The sequence below is a fragment of the Bifidobacterium sp. FKU genome, assembly GCF_026016385.1.
GTDB classification, from domain to species: Bacteria; Actinomycetota; Actinomycetes; order Actinomycetales; family Bifidobacteriaceae; genus Bifidobacterium; species Bifidobacterium infantis.
Genome location: NZ_CP092888.1, coordinates 2,181,607 through 2,195,883, shown reverse-complemented (window position 1 = coordinate 2,195,883; position 14,277 = coordinate 2,181,607). Strand labels below are relative to the sequence as shown.

The following is a 14,277-nucleotide window of genomic DNA, read 5'->3' as shown; positions in this document are numbered from 1 at the left end:
GTGCTTTTGAAAACTTACTTTAAAAAAGTTCTTGTATTGTGTTGTTCGCGGGCGTTTGATTCTCGGCAAAAAGTGAACGAAAAGTACCAAATCGCCGAATAAAGTGAGGATTTGTTCGATATTTCGCACAACTCTTAACAAAAACTGTTCAATATCAAACGTGAAACGCCGTCGATTTTGTGCGTATGCATCGCGCTGGACCGTTCGGTATATTGTGACTCAGGTCACATATGCAGTGTGACAACGCATCACCGGTCATTTTCGGTTACTGAGGCGGTATCCCGCTGGTGCAACTGAGGTGACGAGGCGATGGCCCAGAACTTTGCCATATACCCCAAGAAGATCGAGGAGGACCCCAAGTGGCAGAAGCAAAGAAGAAGGTCGAAGCCGCCAAGCCGACCCCGGAAGAGAAGCGGGCCGCAGCTGAGGCCGAGGTTGACGCGCTGGTTGCCCGTGCCAAGAAGGCTCTCGACGAATTCGAGAACCTCGACCAGAAGCAAGTTGATCGTATCGTCGCCAAGGCCTCCATCGCCGCTCTGAACAAGCACCTCGTTCTCGCCAAGATGGCTGTCGACGAGACCGGCCGTGGTCTTGTGGAAGACAAGGCCACCAAGAACATCTTCGCCTGTGAGCACGTCACCAACTACTTGGCCGGCCAGAAGACAGTCGGCATCATCCGTGAAGACGACGTGATGGGCATCGATGAGGTCGCCGAGCCCGTCGGCGTGGTCGCCGGCGTCACTCCGGTTACCAACCCGACCTCCACCGCCATCTTCAAGTCCCTCATCGCCCTGAAGACACGCTGCCCGATCGTCTTCGGCTTCCACCCCGGCGCGCAGAAGTGCTCCATCGAGGCCGCCAAGATCGTGCGCGACGCCGCCATCGAGGCCGGTGCTCCCGAGAACTGTATCCAGTGGATCGAGCACCCGTCCATCCAGGCCACCGGCGCGCTGATGCAGCACCCGGGCGTGGCCACGATCCTCGCCACCGGTGGTCCGGGCATGGTCAAGGCCGCTTACTCCTCCGGCAAGCCCGCCCTCGGCGTGGGTGCCGGCAACGCCCCGGCCTATGTTGATTCCGATGTGGACATCGTGCGTGCCGCCAACGATCTGGTGCTCTCCAAGCACTTCGATTACGGCATGATCTGCGCCACCGAGCAGGCCATCATCGCCCACAAGGACGTCTACGACCAGCTCATCAAGGAGCTCAAGGTCCGTAAGGCCTACTTCGTCAACGCCGAAGAGAAGGCCAAGCTGGAACAGTACATGTTCGGCTGCACCGCCGGCTCCGGCGTCAAGCCCGTGCTGAACTCCGTGGTGCCGGGCAAGTCCCCGCAGTTCATCGCCAAGGCCGCCGGCTTCGAGATTCCGGCCGACGCCACCATTCTGGCCGCCGAGTGCAAGGAAGTCTCCGACGACGAGCCGCTGACCCACGAGAAGCTCGCCCCGGTGCAGGCCGTGCTCAAGGCCGACGACAAGGAGCAGGCCTTCGAGATGTGCGAGAAGATGCTCAAGCTGGGTGCCGGCCACACCGCCGCCATCCACACCAACAACCAGGAGCTCGTGCGTGAGTACGGCGTCCGTATGCACGCCTGCCGCATCATCTGGAACCAGCCTTCCTCCCTTGGCGGCATCGGCGACATCTACAATGCCATCGCCCCGTCGCTGACCCTGGGCTGCGGCTCCTACGGCGGCAACTCGGTGTCCGGCAACGTGCAGGCCGTGAATCTCGTTAATATCAAGCGCATTGCTCGGAGGAACAACAACATGCAGTGGTTCAAGATCCCGGCCAAGACATACTTCGAGCCGAACGCCATCAAGTACCTGCGCGACATGTACGGCATCGAGAAGGCCGTCATCGTGTGCGATAAGGTCATGGAGCAGCTCGGCATTGTCGACAAGGTCATCGACCAGCTGCGCGCCCGCTCCAACCGTGTGACCTTCCGCATCATCGACTACGTCGAGCCGGAGCCCTCCGTCGAGACCGTCGAAAAGGGCGCTGAGATGATGCGCGAGGAGTTCGAGCCGGACACGATCATCGCGGTCGGCGGCGGCTCCCCGATGGACGCCTCCAAGATCATGTGGCTGCTCTACGAGCACCCGGAAATCGCCTTCTCCGACGTGCGCGAGAAGTTCTTCGATATCCGTAAGCGCGCCTTTAAGATCCCGCCGCTGGGTAAGAAGGCCAAGCTCGTGTGCATCCCGACCTCCTCCGGCACCGGTTCCGAGGTCACGCCGTTCGCGGTCATCACCGACCACAAGACCGGCTACAAGTACCCGATTACCGACTACGCGCTGACCCCGTCCGTGGCCATCGTGGACCCGGTGCTGGCTCGCACCCAGCCGCGCAAGCTGGCCTCCGACGCCGGCTTCGACGCCCTGACCCACTCGATGGAAGCCTACGTGTCCGTGTACGCGAACGACTTCACCGACGGCATGGCCCTGCACGCGGCCAAGCTCATCTGGGACAACCTGGCTGAGTCCGTCAACGGCGAGCCTGGTCTGGCCAAGACCGACGCTCAGGAGAAGATGCACAACGCCGCCACCATGGCCGGCATGGCATTCGGCTCCGCGTTCCTCGGCATGTGCCACGGCATGGCCCACACCATCGGTGCTTTGTGCCACATCGCCCACGGCCGCACCAACTCCATCCTGCTGCCGTACGTGATCCGCTACAACGGCCAGATCCCTGAGGAGCCCACCTCTTGGCCGAAGTACAACAAGTACATCGCCCCGGAACGCTACCAGGACATCGCCCGCAACCTCGGCATCGACACCGGCAAGACCCCGGCCGAAGCCGTGGAGAACCTGGCGAAGGCCGTCGAGGACTACCGCGACAACAGGCTCGGCATGAACAAGAGCTTCCAGGATTGCGGTGTGGACGAGGACTACTTCTGGTCCGTGCTCGATCAGATCGGCATGCGCGCCTACGAGGACCAGTGCACCCCGGCCAACCCGCGCATCCCGCTGATCAACGACATGAAGGACATCGCCGTCGGTGCCTACTACGGCGTCTCCCAGGCGGAAGGCCACAAGCTGCGCATCGAGCGCGAGGGTGAGGCCGCCATTGAGGAAGCCTCCGAGCGCTGATTGCAGGCGGTTTGTGGTTGCTGGCACCATCAAGCCACCAACCGCGGTGTTGCAGCTTAGTGGCTGCATAGCGCGACACAAGGAGCCCGACCCCATTACAGGGGCCGGGCTCCTTTGCATATGTGGCGCTCCCTCAGCCAGCAGGTACCTCCATGGGGCGGTAACCCACTCATGGGGCGGTAACTTGCCCATGGGGCGGTGAAAACCCCATGGGGCGGTGTACGAAAACGGCTCTATTCTGCGGAAGGTAAAATTTTACCGTCCGCCCCATGGGCCAATTACCGCCCCATGAGGGAATTACCGCCCCATGGAATCGCTGAAGCGTCGCTAAATCGCCGCAATAATGCAGCCAAAAGCAATAAAGCTGGCAAACGCCTCGGTAATGCCGGTCACCACGGGCTTCAAGATTGTGCGCCGTGTAACCCGGCAACGCAACGGCGCGGGCCAACAGCAGCACAGTCATCGCAATCAGATACGGGCTGCGTCCAGCCGGCACGGCGGCTAGCAGCAATAGCGCCACATGCCATACCCACGAAGCCGCCACCCCGCGTTCCCGGATCATGGTTTTGACCACCAAAACCGACCCATACTGCGTCAGCGCAAACAGCACAGTGGCAATCAGCCCGTTCACGGGCAATGAACCCGCAGGCCACCAGGCGTGAAGGTCGAATATCTGGCTCAAATCCGGCGGCGCGTGTGGCGGTGACATCAGCGGCTGCGCACGAGGCATGTGCTGCGTTGATGGGCATAACACATGCCGTCTCAACAGCGCTGCCAAACGACGCGATCACCGTGGCCATGGCCGACACGGCATTGCCCCACAGCGAGCGCTCCTTCCTCAGCCGCAGCGGGTAGCATAACCATTACCCATGCGCCAGGTTGGTTGTCGAACCAATCGCGTTTAAGAGTCTTGCGGCGGGAAGTCATATCTGTCATGATATCGCAGCGAATGGTTCTCAATAAGAAAGATGTGAGACCTGCATTGCGACAATCGAACATAGGAAGTGCGAGAAGCCAGTGCTTCCGCCATTATGCAACATGTGCGATTGTTCGGAAATGTTCATTTGGCTCACATTGTGTTTATGCGAGACTAATCTCGTTGAGTATCGCCCTCGGCGCTGGAAATGGCCTCGGCTATCGGATCTTGGCTGAAGTCGTGGTTGCGATAATCAGGGTCGTCCACCGGCAGATGCTGCACCAAGGTATCGAACACCTGACTGTAGATTTTGCCGCGCTCAAGCACCGCATCGAGCACATGGCCGCCGAACGTCTTGTCGTCGGACAGGAAGTGCTCGTGGAATCCGGCCACAGCCGCGCCGTGGAACATCACGGGGGAGAAGTACCCGAGCATGGTGCCCTTGACGTCGTGGCGCAGGAACACGGCCTGCCGGTCGGCCACCTCCACCAGCGTGGGGTAGGGTGCCTGCTGCTTGATGACCGCGCGCGTCTTGATGAAGCTGAACGTGCCGCGCACAATTACCGAAAAGAACGTGTTCGCGCGGCCGTTCGCCTTGACGATCTTATCGTTGAGCTCTTCTAGGCCGATATCATGACGCTCGCACTGGTACTGGAAGGCCGCGCGATGGCTGTTGGCGAATGGCATGGTGAAGTCGTCCGGCACGCGTTCGGCCACACCGGATTGGCCTATCTTGTATGCCACGCCATCCAGGATGATGAGCTCGCCGTCCAAGCCCTCGCCGGTGCCGATGCCGGTGTCGCCATGCTTGAGCAATTCGCCGATGGTGGTGGTACCTTCCAGCAGCCCCGGCACGAGTAAGGCCAGAGTGCCGTGCTGATATAACACGTTGGCGCCGTGCTCACGAATAGGTTTGATGTTCTTTGCCAGTGATTGTGTCACGAGCCTTAAGAGTAATTCGTGTTACCATCCAACTCAATTAATCAATCCATATTCGCCAACGTGAGCTATACCACTATATATAGGTAAGCCTCAGAAGGATGTTGGTAGGCGACACGCGGAGCGGCTATGCCGCGAGGTAATACGAACGGCATGAGCGCGACACGCGCGAATTCCTCCGCGCTGTCCCACCTCAATGCTTGAATAAACAAGTTGCCTGATTTGGGCTCGCAAATTGGAATTAAAAAAGCGAGCGCGGGCCGGGAGCCACTTCAAGTGAAGTGACAGCCGGAAACCGCGCACTGATGTCGGATGACCGCCAGAGGACGTATGTCCAAGGGAGGCCATGCGCGCCGGTGCCCTAGAAGCAGGTTGGTAAACAGTACAACGAACATCGCTAGAAAGGGCGGACGGCAATGGCGGGACAGAAAATCCGCATCAGGCTTAAGTCCTATGACCACGAGGTCATCGACCAATCGGCGAAGAAGATCGTCGAAACGGTGACGAACGCGGGCGCAACTGTTGTTGGCCCCGTTCCGCTGCCGACCGAGAAGAACGTCTTCTGTGTTATCCGTTCTCCTCACAAGTACAAGGATTCTCGCGAGCACTTCGAGATGCGCACTCACAAGCGCCTCATCGACATCGTGGACCCGACCCCCAAGGCCGTGGACTCCCTGATGCACATCGATCTGCCTGCGGACGTCAACATCGAAATCAAGCTGTAAGGGAGGAGGAAGCATTATGTCTAATCGCAAGGCTCTGCTGGGCAAGAAACTCGGCATGTCCCAGGTATGGGACGAGAACGGCTTCTTCGTGCCCGTCACTCTTGTCGACGTGTCCACCAACGTGGTGACCGCCGTGAAGACCGAGGAATCTGACGGCTACAAGGCTGTCCAGCTCGGCTACGGCGCCATCGACCCCACCAAGGTGACCAAGCCGCTGGCTGGCCACTTTGCCAAGGCCGGTGTCACCCCGCGTCGCCACCTCGTCGAAGTGCGCACCGATGACGTCGATCAGTTCGAGGCCGGCCAGGAACTGGCCGCTGACCTGTTCGAAGAGGGTGCTGAGGTCGACGTGACCGGCACCACCAAGGGTAAGGGCTTCGCCGGTACCATCAAGCGTTGGGGCTTCAAGTCCTACCGCCGTACTCACGGTTCTCACAAGAACGAGCGCCGTCCCGGTTCTGTGGGCGCATGCGCCACTCCGAGCCGTATTCTCAAGGGCAAGCGTATGGCCGGCCGCATGGGTCATGTGACCGCCACTACCCAGAACCTGACCATCGTCTCCGCTGATGTCGAGAACGGCATCCTCGCCATCAAGGGTGCCATTCCTGGCCCCAAGGGCGGCATCGTTCTCGTCCGCTCGGCTGTGAAGGGAGCCTGATAAACCATGGCAAACGTTACTCTGAACGTCACCGACGCCAAGGGCCAGGCCACCGGCACCGTTGAAGCTCCTGAGGCTCTCTTCGGCGTTTCCGCCGAGGATGTCCAGGCTCACATCCCGCTGATCCACCAGGTTGTCACCGCTCAGCTCGCTGCTGCTCGTCAGGGCACCCACGCCACCAAGACTCGTGGCATGGTTTCCGGCGGCGGCAAGAAGCCGTGGAAGCAGAAGGGCACTGGTCGTGCTCGTCAGGGCTCCATCCGTGCACCGCAGTGGTACCACGGCGGCACCGTGTTCGGCCCGCAGCCGCGTGACTACTCTCAGCGCACCCCCAAGAAGATGAAGGCCGCAGCTCTGCGCTACGCCCTGTCCGATCGCGCCAACGCCGGTCGCGTTGCCGTGGTGGAGTTCGGTATCACCGAGCCGTCCACCAAGGCCGCTGTCGCCGCCCTGGCCCCGATCACCGCGGACAAGTTCACCACGGTCGTCTTCACTCGCGACAACATCAACGAGTGGCTCTCCGTGCGCAACATTCCGACCGTTCACCCGATTTTCGTCGATCAGCTCAACACGTACGACGTGATTACCTCGCAGTACGTGGTCTTCACCAAGGAAGCCTTCGAGGCTTTCGTGGCTGCCAAGACCGAGCCGAAGGAGGCCTGATTTAGATGGTCGCTATTCACAAGCCCGCTCACGACGTGATTCTTAAGCCCGTCGTCTCCGAGAAGAGCTACGCCGCTTCCGACCGTGGCCAGTACACCTTCGTGGTGGCTCCGGATGCGAACAAGGTGCAGATCAAGCAGGCAATCGAAGAGATCTTCAAGGTCAAGGTGACGAACGTCAACACCCTCAACCGCGCTGGCAAGAAGCAGCGCACTCGCACCGGTTTCGGCCAGCGCGCTTCCCAGAAGCGTGCGATCGTGACCGTCGCCGAGGGCCAGACGATCGACATCTTTGGTAACTGAAGGCTAGCCGAGAAAAGTTAAAGGAAGAACTACATTATGGCTATCCGCGTTTATAAGCCGACGACCGCAGGCCGCCGCAACGCGTCCGTCTCGGATTTCTCCGAGCTGACTCGTTCTACGCCTGAGAAGTCGCTGGTTCGCAAGAAGTCCAAGACCGGCGGTCGTAACTCTTACGGCCGTATCACCTCCCGTCATCGCGGCGGCGGCCACAAGCGTCAGTACCGTCTCATCGATTTCAAGCGTTGGGACAAGGACGGCGTGCCCGCCAAGGTTGCCGAGATCGAGTACGATCCGAACCGCTCCGCCCGTATCGCCCTCCTGCACTTCGCAGATGGCGAGAAGCGCTACATCATCGCGCCGAAGGGCATCAAGCAGGGCGACGTCATCGAGACCGGTGCTCAGGCTGATATCAAGCCGGGCAACAACCTGCCGCTGAAGAACATCCCGACCGGTACCGTGGTTCATGCCATCGAGCTCCGCCCGCTGGGTGGCGCCAAGATCGCTCGTTCCGCTGGTGCTGCCGTTCAGCTCGTCGCCAAGGATGGCGCCTACGCTCAGCTGCGTATGCCGTCCGGCGAAATCCGCAACGTCGACGCGCGCTGCCGCGCTACCGTCGGCGAGGTCGGCAACGAGGACCACGCCAACATTCAGCTCGGCAAGGCTGGCCGCGCCCGCTGGATCGGCCACCGTCCGATCACCCGTGGTGAGTCCATGAACCCGGTCGACCACCCGCACGGCGGTCGTACCCGCGGTGGTAAGCCGCCGGTCTCCCCGTGGGGCAAGGGCGAGGTTCGTACTCGTCGTCCGAAGAAGGCTTCGAACAAGATGATTGTTCGTCGCCGTCCGTCCGGCAAGAACCGCAAGTAAGGGAGTATCGAGAAGATGACTCGTAGCATCAAGAAGGGCCCTTTCGTCGACGCCCACTTGCAGAAGAAAGTCGACGAGCAGAACGAGAAGGGCACCAAGAACGTCATCAAGACGTGGTCCCGTCGTTCGATGATCACCCCTGATTTCATCGGACACACCTTCGCCGTTCATGATGGTCGCAAGCATGTCCCGGTGTTCGTCACCGAGGCCATGGTTGGTCACAAGCTGGGTGAGTTCGCCCCCACGAAGACCTTCAAGGGTCACGTGAAGGACGACAAGAAGGCCCGTCGCTAAGGATAAGGAATAGAACATGGAAGCTAAAGCAATCGCTCGTCACGTCCGCGTGACGCCGCGCAAGGCTCGCCGCATGGTCGACCTCATCCGCGGCAAGAAGGCGACCGAAGCCGTCACCATTTTGAAGTTCGCCCCTCAGGCTGCGGCCCTGCCGGTCCGCAAGACCCTGGAGAGCGCCATCGCCAACGCTCGCGTGAAGGCCGACAAGGCCGGCGAGCCGTTCCGCGAGAACGACCTGTACATCAAGGAGACCTACGTTGACGAAGGTGTGACCCTCAAGCGCTTCCGCGCTCGTGCCCAGGGCCGCGCCGCTCGTATCAACAAGCGCACCTCCCACATCACGGTCGTCGTGGCTAACAAGGAAGGAGCCCGCTAAAGATGGGTCAGAAGATCAATCCGTTTGGCTACCGTCTGGGCATCACTGAGAACCACCGCTCCAAGTGGTTCTCCGACTCCAACAAGGCCGGCGAACGCTACCGCGACTTCGTGCTTGAGGATGATCAGATCCGCAAGGAGATGAGCAAGGACCTCGAGCGCGCTGGCGTGTCCCGCATCGTCATCGAGCGCACCCGCGACCGCGTCCGCGTCGACATTCACACCGCCCGTCCGGGCATCGTGATCGGTCGTCGTGGCGCCGAGGCTGAGCGCGTCCGCGCCAAGCTCGAGAAGCTGACCGGCAAGCAGGTCCAGCTCAACATCTTCGAAGTCAAGAACGCCGCGCTGGACGCCCAGCTCGTCGCTCAGGGCATCGCTGAGCAGCTGACCAACCGCGTCACCTTCCGTCGTGCCATGCGCAAGGCCCAGCAGGACGCCATGCGCGCCGGTGCCAAGGGTATCCGCATCAAGCTCTCCGGCCGCCTCGGCGGTGCGGAAATGAGCCGTTCCGAGTTCTACCGTGAGGGCCGCGTTCCGCTGCAGACCCTCCGCGCCCTCATCGATTACGGCTTCTTCGAGGCCAAGACCACGTACGGCCGTATCGGCGTCAAGGTCTGGATCTACAAGGGCGACATGACCGAATCCGAGTTCGAAGAGCAGCAGGCTCAGCAGAACAACCGTCCGGGCCGTCGTGGTGGCGATCGCCGCCCGCGCCGTGGCAACCGTTCCGCCGCCCCGCAGGCCGCCGAAGCCCCCAAGGCTGAGGCTCCCGCCGAGGCCGCTCCGGCTGCAGAAACGAAGGAGTGAGCAAGAATGCTTATCCCCAAGAGGACTAAGTACCGCAAGCAGCACCGCCCTGTGCGTTCTGGCATGTCCAAGGGTGGCAACGAGATCAACTTCGGTGATTTCGGCATCCAGTCCCTCGCCCCAGCCTACGTGACCAACCGTCAGATCGAAGCCGCGCGTATCGCCATGACCCGCTACATCAAGCGTGGTGGCCGCGTGTGGATCACGATCTTCCCGGATCGTCCGCTGACCAAGCACCCGCTCGGTGCCCGAATGGGTTCCGGTAAGGGTGCCCCGGAGTTCTGGATTGCGAACGTGCGCCCTGGTCGCGTGATGTTCGAAATCGGTGGTGTGTCCGAGGACGTCGCTAAGGAAGCCCTCCGCCGCGCTATCGACAAGCTCCCGATGAAGTGCCGCATTATCGCACGTGAAGGTGGTGATATCTGATGGCAGTCGGTACCGCTGATTACTCCATCAAGAATCTCAACGAGAAGACCAACGCGGAAATCGAAGGCTTCCTGAAGAAGTCCAAGGAAGAGCTGTTCAACCTGCGCTTCCAGCACGCCACCGGTCAGCTCGAGAACACCGCCCGTCTCAAGGCTGTCAAGAGCGACATCGCCCGCATGTACACCGTGCTTCGCGAGCGTGAGCTTGGCATCAGCCAGGAGCCGGCCGCTACCGAATCCAAGGAGAAGTGATTATGGCTGAAGAGCGTAACTTCCGTAAGGTTCGCCGCGGCTACGTCGTGTCCGACAAGATGGACAAGACGATTACCGTCGAGCTCGAGCAGCGTTCGACCCACCCGCTGTACGGCAAGGTCGTTCGTTCCACCAGCAAGGTCAAGGCCCATGATGAACACAACGACGCCCACATTGGCGACCTCGTGAGTATTATGGAAACTCGGCCTCTGAGCAAGACCAAGCGCTGGCGTCTCGAATCCATTATCGAGCGCGCCAAGTAAGTAAAGTTCGGCAAGGCTCGCCATTTACCGGGGCATTATGGGCAACCACGATGCCCCGGTAAATGGGGAGAACCAGCTCGGCTAAGGAGAATCAATGATTCAGCAGGAAACGCGGCTTCATGTCGCCGACAACACGGGTGCGAAGGAACTCCTCGCCATCCGCGTGCTCGGCGGATCGAAGCGACGCTATGCCGGCATCGGCGACGTGATCGTCGCCTCCGTCAAGGACGCCATTCCTGGCGGGTCGGTCAAGAAGGGCGACGTGGTTAAGGCCGTTGTCGTCCGTACCGTCAAGGAATCCCGCCGTGCGGATGGTTCCTACATCAAGTTCGACGAGAACGCCGCTGTCATTCTCGGCTCCGGCCGTGAACCGAAGGGCACTCGTATCTTCGGACCGGTCGGTCGTGAACTGCGCGAGCACAAGTTCATGAAGATCGTGTCCCTCGCCCCGGAGGTGATCTGACATGGCAGCCAAGATCAAGAGCGGCGACCTGGTCAAGGTCATCCGCGGCAAGGACCGCGGCAAGGAAGGCACCGTCAAGCAGGTGCTCTCCAACGATCGACTGATCGTCGAAGGCGTGCAGATCGTCAAGAAGCACGTGCGTGCAACGCAGCAGGGCCAGCAGGCTGGCATCGTCTCCACTGAGGCTCCGATCCATCGCTCCAACGTGATGGTCATCGACCCGGAGACCAAGCAGCCGACCCGCGTTGGCATCACCGTTAAGGAAGAGGCGCGTGACGGCAAGGTGAAGACCGTGCGCGTGCGCGTCGCCAAGAAGTCCGGAAAGGAGCTGGCATGACCGATACTACTGTCGAAGCGCCGGCCACCCCGCGCTTGAAGGTCAAGTACAACGAGCAGATCATTCCTGAGCTCGAGAAGGAGTTCAAGTACTCCAACCCGATGCAGGTTGCCCGTGTCCAGAAGGTCGTCGTCTCCATGGGTGTTGGTGCCGCTGCCCGCGACTCCAAGCTCATCGAAGGTGCCGTCAAGGACCTCACCCTGATCACCGGCCAGAAGCCGAAGATCACCAAGGCCAAGAAGTCCGTCGCGCAGTTCCACCTGCGTGAAGGCCAGGCCATCGGTGCGTACGTCACCCTGCGAGGCGACCGCATGTGGGAGTTCCTGGACCGTCTGCTGACCCTCGCGCTGCCCCGTATCCGCGACTTCCGCGGCATCAACGGCCACCAGTTCGATGGCCAGGGCAACTACAACTTTGGTCTCACCGAGCAGTCCATGTTCCACGAGATCGATCCTGATTCGATCGATCACGTGCGCGGTATGGACATCACTGTGGTGACCTCCACCAAGGACGACAAGGAAGCTTACGCGCTGCTGAAGCACCTCGGCTTCCCCTTCAAGGAGAACTGATATGGCAAAAACCGCTCTGAAGAACAAGGCGGCCGGCAAGCCGAAGTTCAAGGTCCGCGCTTACACGCGCTGCCAGGTCTGCGGTCGTCCCCACTCCGTCTACCGCAAGTTCGGCCTGTGCCGCATCTGCCTTCGTGAGAAGGCTCACCGCGGTGAACTGCCCGGCGTTACGAAGTCCAGTTGGTAAACATCGACGCTGAAGGTCCGCGGCCCGAACGCTTCTAGAAGAAGCGTGAGGGCGGCGGAAACCATAGCGAGAAAGGGCAACAAGCCCAAATGACAATGACAGATCCGATCGCAGACATGCTTACGCGTCTGCGTAATGCGAGCGCGGCCAAGCACGAAACCGTGGATATGCCGTACTCCAAGTTCAAGGCGAACATCGCCGAGATCCTGAAGCGCGAAGGCTACATCAAGGACTTCACCGCTAAGGAAGCCAAGGTCGGCCAGACTCTTGAGGTCACCCTCAAGTACGGTCCGAACGGTGAGCGTTCCATTCAGGGCATCAAGCGCATCTCCAAGCCGGGCCTTCGTCGTTACGCGAAGTCCGACTCCCTGCCGATGCCGCTCGGTGGCCTGGGTATCGCCATCATCTCGACTTCTTCGGGACTGCTGACTCAGAAGGAATGCCTCGACCGAGGCATTGGCGGCGAAATTGTCGCCTTCGTGTGGTGAGAAAGGAGAGCTGAAACATGGCATCGCATATTGGTAAGCTCCCCATCGCCATCCCTGCTGGCGTTGAAGTCAAGATTGAAGGCCAGAACTTCTCCGCCAAGGGCGCCAAGGGTTCTGACTCCTACGTGGTTCCGGAAGACATCACCGCTGCCGTTGAAGGCAACGAGATCGTCCTGACCGCCGCTGATGACCTGCGTCCGACCCGTGCCAAGCACGGTCTGGCCCGCTCCATCATGGCCGGCATGGTCAAGGGTGTTCACGATGGCTACTCCAAGACTCTTGAGATCGTCGGCACCGGTTACCGCGCCGTCGCCAAGGGCAAGGGCATCGAGTTCTTCCTCGGCTACTCCCACACCATCACCGTCAACCCGCCCGAAGGCATCACCCTGAAGGTGACCGACGCCAACCACGTGGTTGTCGAAGGCACCGACAAGCAGGTCGTGGGCCAGGTTGCCGCCAACATCCGCAAGCTGCGCGCTCCGGAACCCTACAAGGGCAAGGGCATCAAGTATGCCGATGAACGCATCCTGCGCAAGGCTGGAAAGGCTGGTAAGTGATATGAGCGTTGCTATTCTCGGAAAAGGCAAGAAGGTAGCTCTCAAGCGCCGTCACGCGCGTATCCGCAAGCGCATCTCCGGTACCCCCGAGCGTCCGCGCCTGGTGGTCACCCGCTCCAACCGTCACATGGTTGCTCAGGTGGTCGACGATACCAAGGGCATTACCCTGGTGTCCGCCTCCACTCTTCAGGCCGACTTCGCCGGCTTCGAAGGCACCAAGACTGAGGCCGCCAAGAAGGTCGGCGAGCTGATCGCCGAGAAGGCCAAGGCTGCCGGCATCACCGCAGTCGTGTTCGACCGCGGTGGCAACAAGTACACCGGTCGCGTCGCAGCCGTTGCTGATGGCGCCCGCGAGGGAGGTCTTGCACTGTGAGCGACAACGAAACGAAGGAAACCCAAGTGGCTGAAGAAACTCAGAACACTGTGGCGACCGAATCCAACAACGAGGACCGCAAGGGTCGTCGTGGCCAGCGCGGTGAAGGCCGTCGCGGCGAGCGTCGTAACCGTCGTGAAGAAAACCACGGCGACGAGCTGCTCGATCGCGTGGTGACCATCAACCGTGTGTCCAAGACCCACAAGGGTGGCCGTACCTTCAGCTTCGCCGCACTGGTTGTGGTCGGCGACGGCAACGGCACCGTGGGTGTCGGTTACGGCAAGTCCCGTGAAGTCCCGGCCGCCATCGCCAAGGGCCAGCTGGACGCCAAGAAGCACATGTTCTCTGTGCCTCGCGTCCGCGGCACCATCACCCACCCGGTTCAGGGTCACGACGCTGCTGGCACCGTCCTGCTGCGTCCGGCCGCCCCGGGTACCGGTGTAATCGCCGGTGGCTCCGTGCGCGCCGTCATGGAATGCGCGGGCATCACCGACGTACTGACCAAGTCGATGGGCTCCGCCACCGCCGTTAACGTGGTGCGCGCTACCGTCGACGCCCTCAAGCAGCTCGAAGAGCCCGAGGAGATCGCCGCCCGTCGTGGCCTGGCGCTCGACGAGGTCGCTCCCGATGCTCTGCTGCGCGCCCGTGCCGCCGGCATTGCCGAGGCTCGCAAGGCTCGCGAAGAGGCTGCTGCCGCTAAGGCCGCCGAAGAGAAGGATGGTGAGTGA

General features: G+C 60.9%; 21 protein-coding genes and 1 pseudogene. 20 read left to right on the top strand and 2 right to left on the bottom strand.

Going from position 1 to position 14,277, the window contains the following annotated elements; translation table 11 throughout:
• Positions 1 to 359: 359 nt before the first annotated feature.
• Positions 360 to 3,089, top strand: coding sequence for a bifunctional acetaldehyde-CoA/alcohol dehydrogenase (gene adhE / locus MMB48_RS09960; protein ID WP_032745499.1), 2,730 nt, complete (start codon positions 360 to 362; stop codon positions 3,087 to 3,089).
• 327 nt (positions 3,090 to 3,416) lie between these two features.
• On the opposite strand, the pseudogene MMB48_RS09955 reads toward adhE, so the two are convergent.
• Positions 3,417 to 4,088 (bottom strand): annotated as a pseudogene (locus tag MMB48_RS09955) (hypothetical protein); the annotation flags it as partial.
• Positions 4,089 to 4,179: 91 nt separating this feature from the next.
• Positions 4,180 to 4,947, bottom strand: coding sequence for an acetolactate decarboxylase (budA, locus tag MMB48_RS09950; protein ID WP_012578475.1), 768 nt, complete (start codon positions 4,945 to 4,947; stop codon positions 4,180 to 4,182).
• Positions 4,948 to 5,360: 413 nt separating this feature from the next.
• Here budA and rpsJ point away from each other — a divergent pair, with 413 nt between their 5' ends.
• The 19 genes from rpsJ to rpsE all read left to right on the top strand — a co-directional run bounded on the left by rpsJ (position 5,361) and on the right by rpsE (position 14,277).
• Positions 5,361 to 5,669: a 30S ribosomal protein S10 gene (gene rpsJ / locus MMB48_RS09945; RefSeq protein ID WP_003827292.1), complete on the top strand. Its 309-nt coding sequence runs from the start codon at positions 5,361 to 5,363 to the stop codon at positions 5,667 to 5,669.
• A gap of 16 nt (positions 5,670 to 5,685) precedes the next feature.
• Entirely contained in the window at positions 5,686 to 6,327 is a 642-nt protein-coding gene (gene rplC / locus MMB48_RS09940) for a 50S ribosomal protein L3 (protein ID WP_032745498.1), read from the top strand.
• A 6-nt stretch (positions 6,328 to 6,333) separates the two neighbouring features.
• Positions 6,334 to 6,990, top strand: a complete 657-nt coding sequence (gene rplD / locus MMB48_RS09935; protein WP_007053032.1) for a 50S ribosomal protein L4 — start codon at positions 6,334 to 6,336, stop codon at positions 6,988 to 6,990.
• A 5-nt stretch (positions 6,991 to 6,995) separates the two neighbouring features.
• Positions 6,996 to 7,292 (top strand): 50S ribosomal protein L23, encoded by a 297-nt coding sequence (gene rplW / locus MMB48_RS09930; protein ID WP_007053033.1) that lies wholly within the window; start codon positions 6,996 to 6,998, stop codon positions 7,290 to 7,292.
• A gap of 36 nt (positions 7,293 to 7,328) precedes the next feature.
• Positions 7,329 to 8,159, top strand: a complete 831-nt coding sequence (rplB, locus tag MMB48_RS09925; protein WP_012578472.1) for a 50S ribosomal protein L2 — start codon at positions 7,329 to 7,331, stop codon at positions 8,157 to 8,159.
• A gap of 15 nt (positions 8,160 to 8,174) precedes the next feature.
• On the top strand, positions 8,175 to 8,453 hold the full coding sequence (gene rpsS / locus MMB48_RS09920; RefSeq protein WP_003814508.1) for a 30S ribosomal protein S19: 279 nt from the start codon (positions 8,175 to 8,177) through the stop codon (positions 8,451 to 8,453).
• 16 nt (positions 8,454 to 8,469) lie between these two features.
• Positions 8,470 to 8,829 (top strand): 50S ribosomal protein L22, encoded by a 360-nt coding sequence (rplV, locus tag MMB48_RS09915; protein ID WP_007053035.1) that lies wholly within the window; start codon positions 8,470 to 8,472, stop codon positions 8,827 to 8,829.
• A 2-nt stretch (positions 8,830 to 8,831) separates the two neighbouring features.
• Positions 8,832 to 9,635, top strand: coding sequence for a 30S ribosomal protein S3 (gene rpsC, locus MMB48_RS09910; RefSeq protein WP_007053036.1), 804 nt, complete (start codon positions 8,832 to 8,834; stop codon positions 9,633 to 9,635).
• A 6-nt stretch (positions 9,636 to 9,641) separates the two neighbouring features.
• Positions 9,642 to 10,061, top strand: coding sequence for a 50S ribosomal protein L16 (gene rplP / locus MMB48_RS09905; RefSeq protein ID WP_012578470.1), 420 nt, complete (start codon positions 9,642 to 9,644; stop codon positions 10,059 to 10,061).
• Positions 10,061 to 10,312 (top strand): 50S ribosomal protein L29, encoded by a 252-nt coding sequence (rpmC, locus tag MMB48_RS09900; RefSeq protein WP_003829891.1) that lies wholly within the window; start codon positions 10,061 to 10,063, stop codon positions 10,310 to 10,312. The genes rplP and rpmC overlap by 1 nt, the downstream gene beginning before the upstream one ends.
• A 2-nt stretch (positions 10,313 to 10,314) precedes the next feature.
• Complete coding sequence (rpsQ, locus tag MMB48_RS09895) at positions 10,315 to 10,575, top strand: 30S ribosomal protein S17 (protein ID WP_007055338.1); 261 nt, start codon at positions 10,315 to 10,317, stop codon at positions 10,573 to 10,575.
• Positions 10,576 to 10,669: 94 nt separating this feature from the next.
• On the top strand, positions 10,670 to 11,038 hold the full coding sequence (gene rplN / locus MMB48_RS09890; protein ID WP_003829893.1) for a 50S ribosomal protein L14: 369 nt from the start codon (positions 10,670 to 10,672) through the stop codon (positions 11,036 to 11,038).
• Position 11,039: 1 nt separating this feature from the next.
• On the top strand, positions 11,040 to 11,375 hold the full coding sequence (rplX, locus tag MMB48_RS09885; protein ID WP_007053803.1) for a 50S ribosomal protein L24: 336 nt from the start codon (positions 11,040 to 11,042) through the stop codon (positions 11,373 to 11,375).
• Positions 11,372 to 11,944 carry a 50S ribosomal protein L5 gene (gene rplE, locus MMB48_RS09880; protein ID WP_007053039.1) on the top strand — a complete coding sequence of 191 codons (573 nt, stop codon included), beginning with the start codon at positions 11,372 to 11,374 and terminating at the stop codon, positions 11,942 to 11,944. Before rplX ends, rplE begins: the two co-directional genes overlap by 4 nt.
• A 1-nt stretch (position 11,945) precedes the next feature.
• Positions 11,946 to 12,131 carry a type Z 30S ribosomal protein S14 gene (locus MMB48_RS09875; protein ID WP_003814530.1) on the top strand — a complete coding sequence of 62 codons (186 nt, stop codon included), beginning with the start codon at positions 11,946 to 11,948 and terminating at the stop codon, positions 12,129 to 12,131.
• 89 nt (positions 12,132 to 12,220) lie between these two features.
• Positions 12,221 to 12,619 (top strand): 30S ribosomal protein S8, encoded by a 399-nt coding sequence (rpsH, locus tag MMB48_RS09870; RefSeq protein WP_003829896.1) that lies wholly within the window; start codon positions 12,221 to 12,223, stop codon positions 12,617 to 12,619.
• A gap of 17 nt (positions 12,620 to 12,636) precedes the next feature.
• On the top strand, positions 12,637 to 13,176 hold the full coding sequence (gene rplF, locus MMB48_RS09865) for a 50S ribosomal protein L6 (protein ID WP_032745495.1): 540 nt from the start codon (positions 12,637 to 12,639) through the stop codon (positions 13,174 to 13,176).
• A gap of 1 nt (position 13,177) precedes the next feature.
• A complete protein-coding gene (gene rplR / locus MMB48_RS09860; protein ID WP_007053041.1) occupies positions 13,178 to 13,549 on the top strand; it encodes a 50S ribosomal protein L18 in 372 nt (123 codons plus the stop codon).
• Positions 13,546 to 14,277 carry a 30S ribosomal protein S5 gene (gene rpsE / locus MMB48_RS09855; protein WP_007053804.1) on the top strand — a complete coding sequence of 244 codons (732 nt, stop codon included), beginning with the start codon at positions 13,546 to 13,548 and terminating at the stop codon, positions 14,275 to 14,277. The genes rplR and rpsE overlap by 4 nt, the downstream gene beginning before the upstream one ends.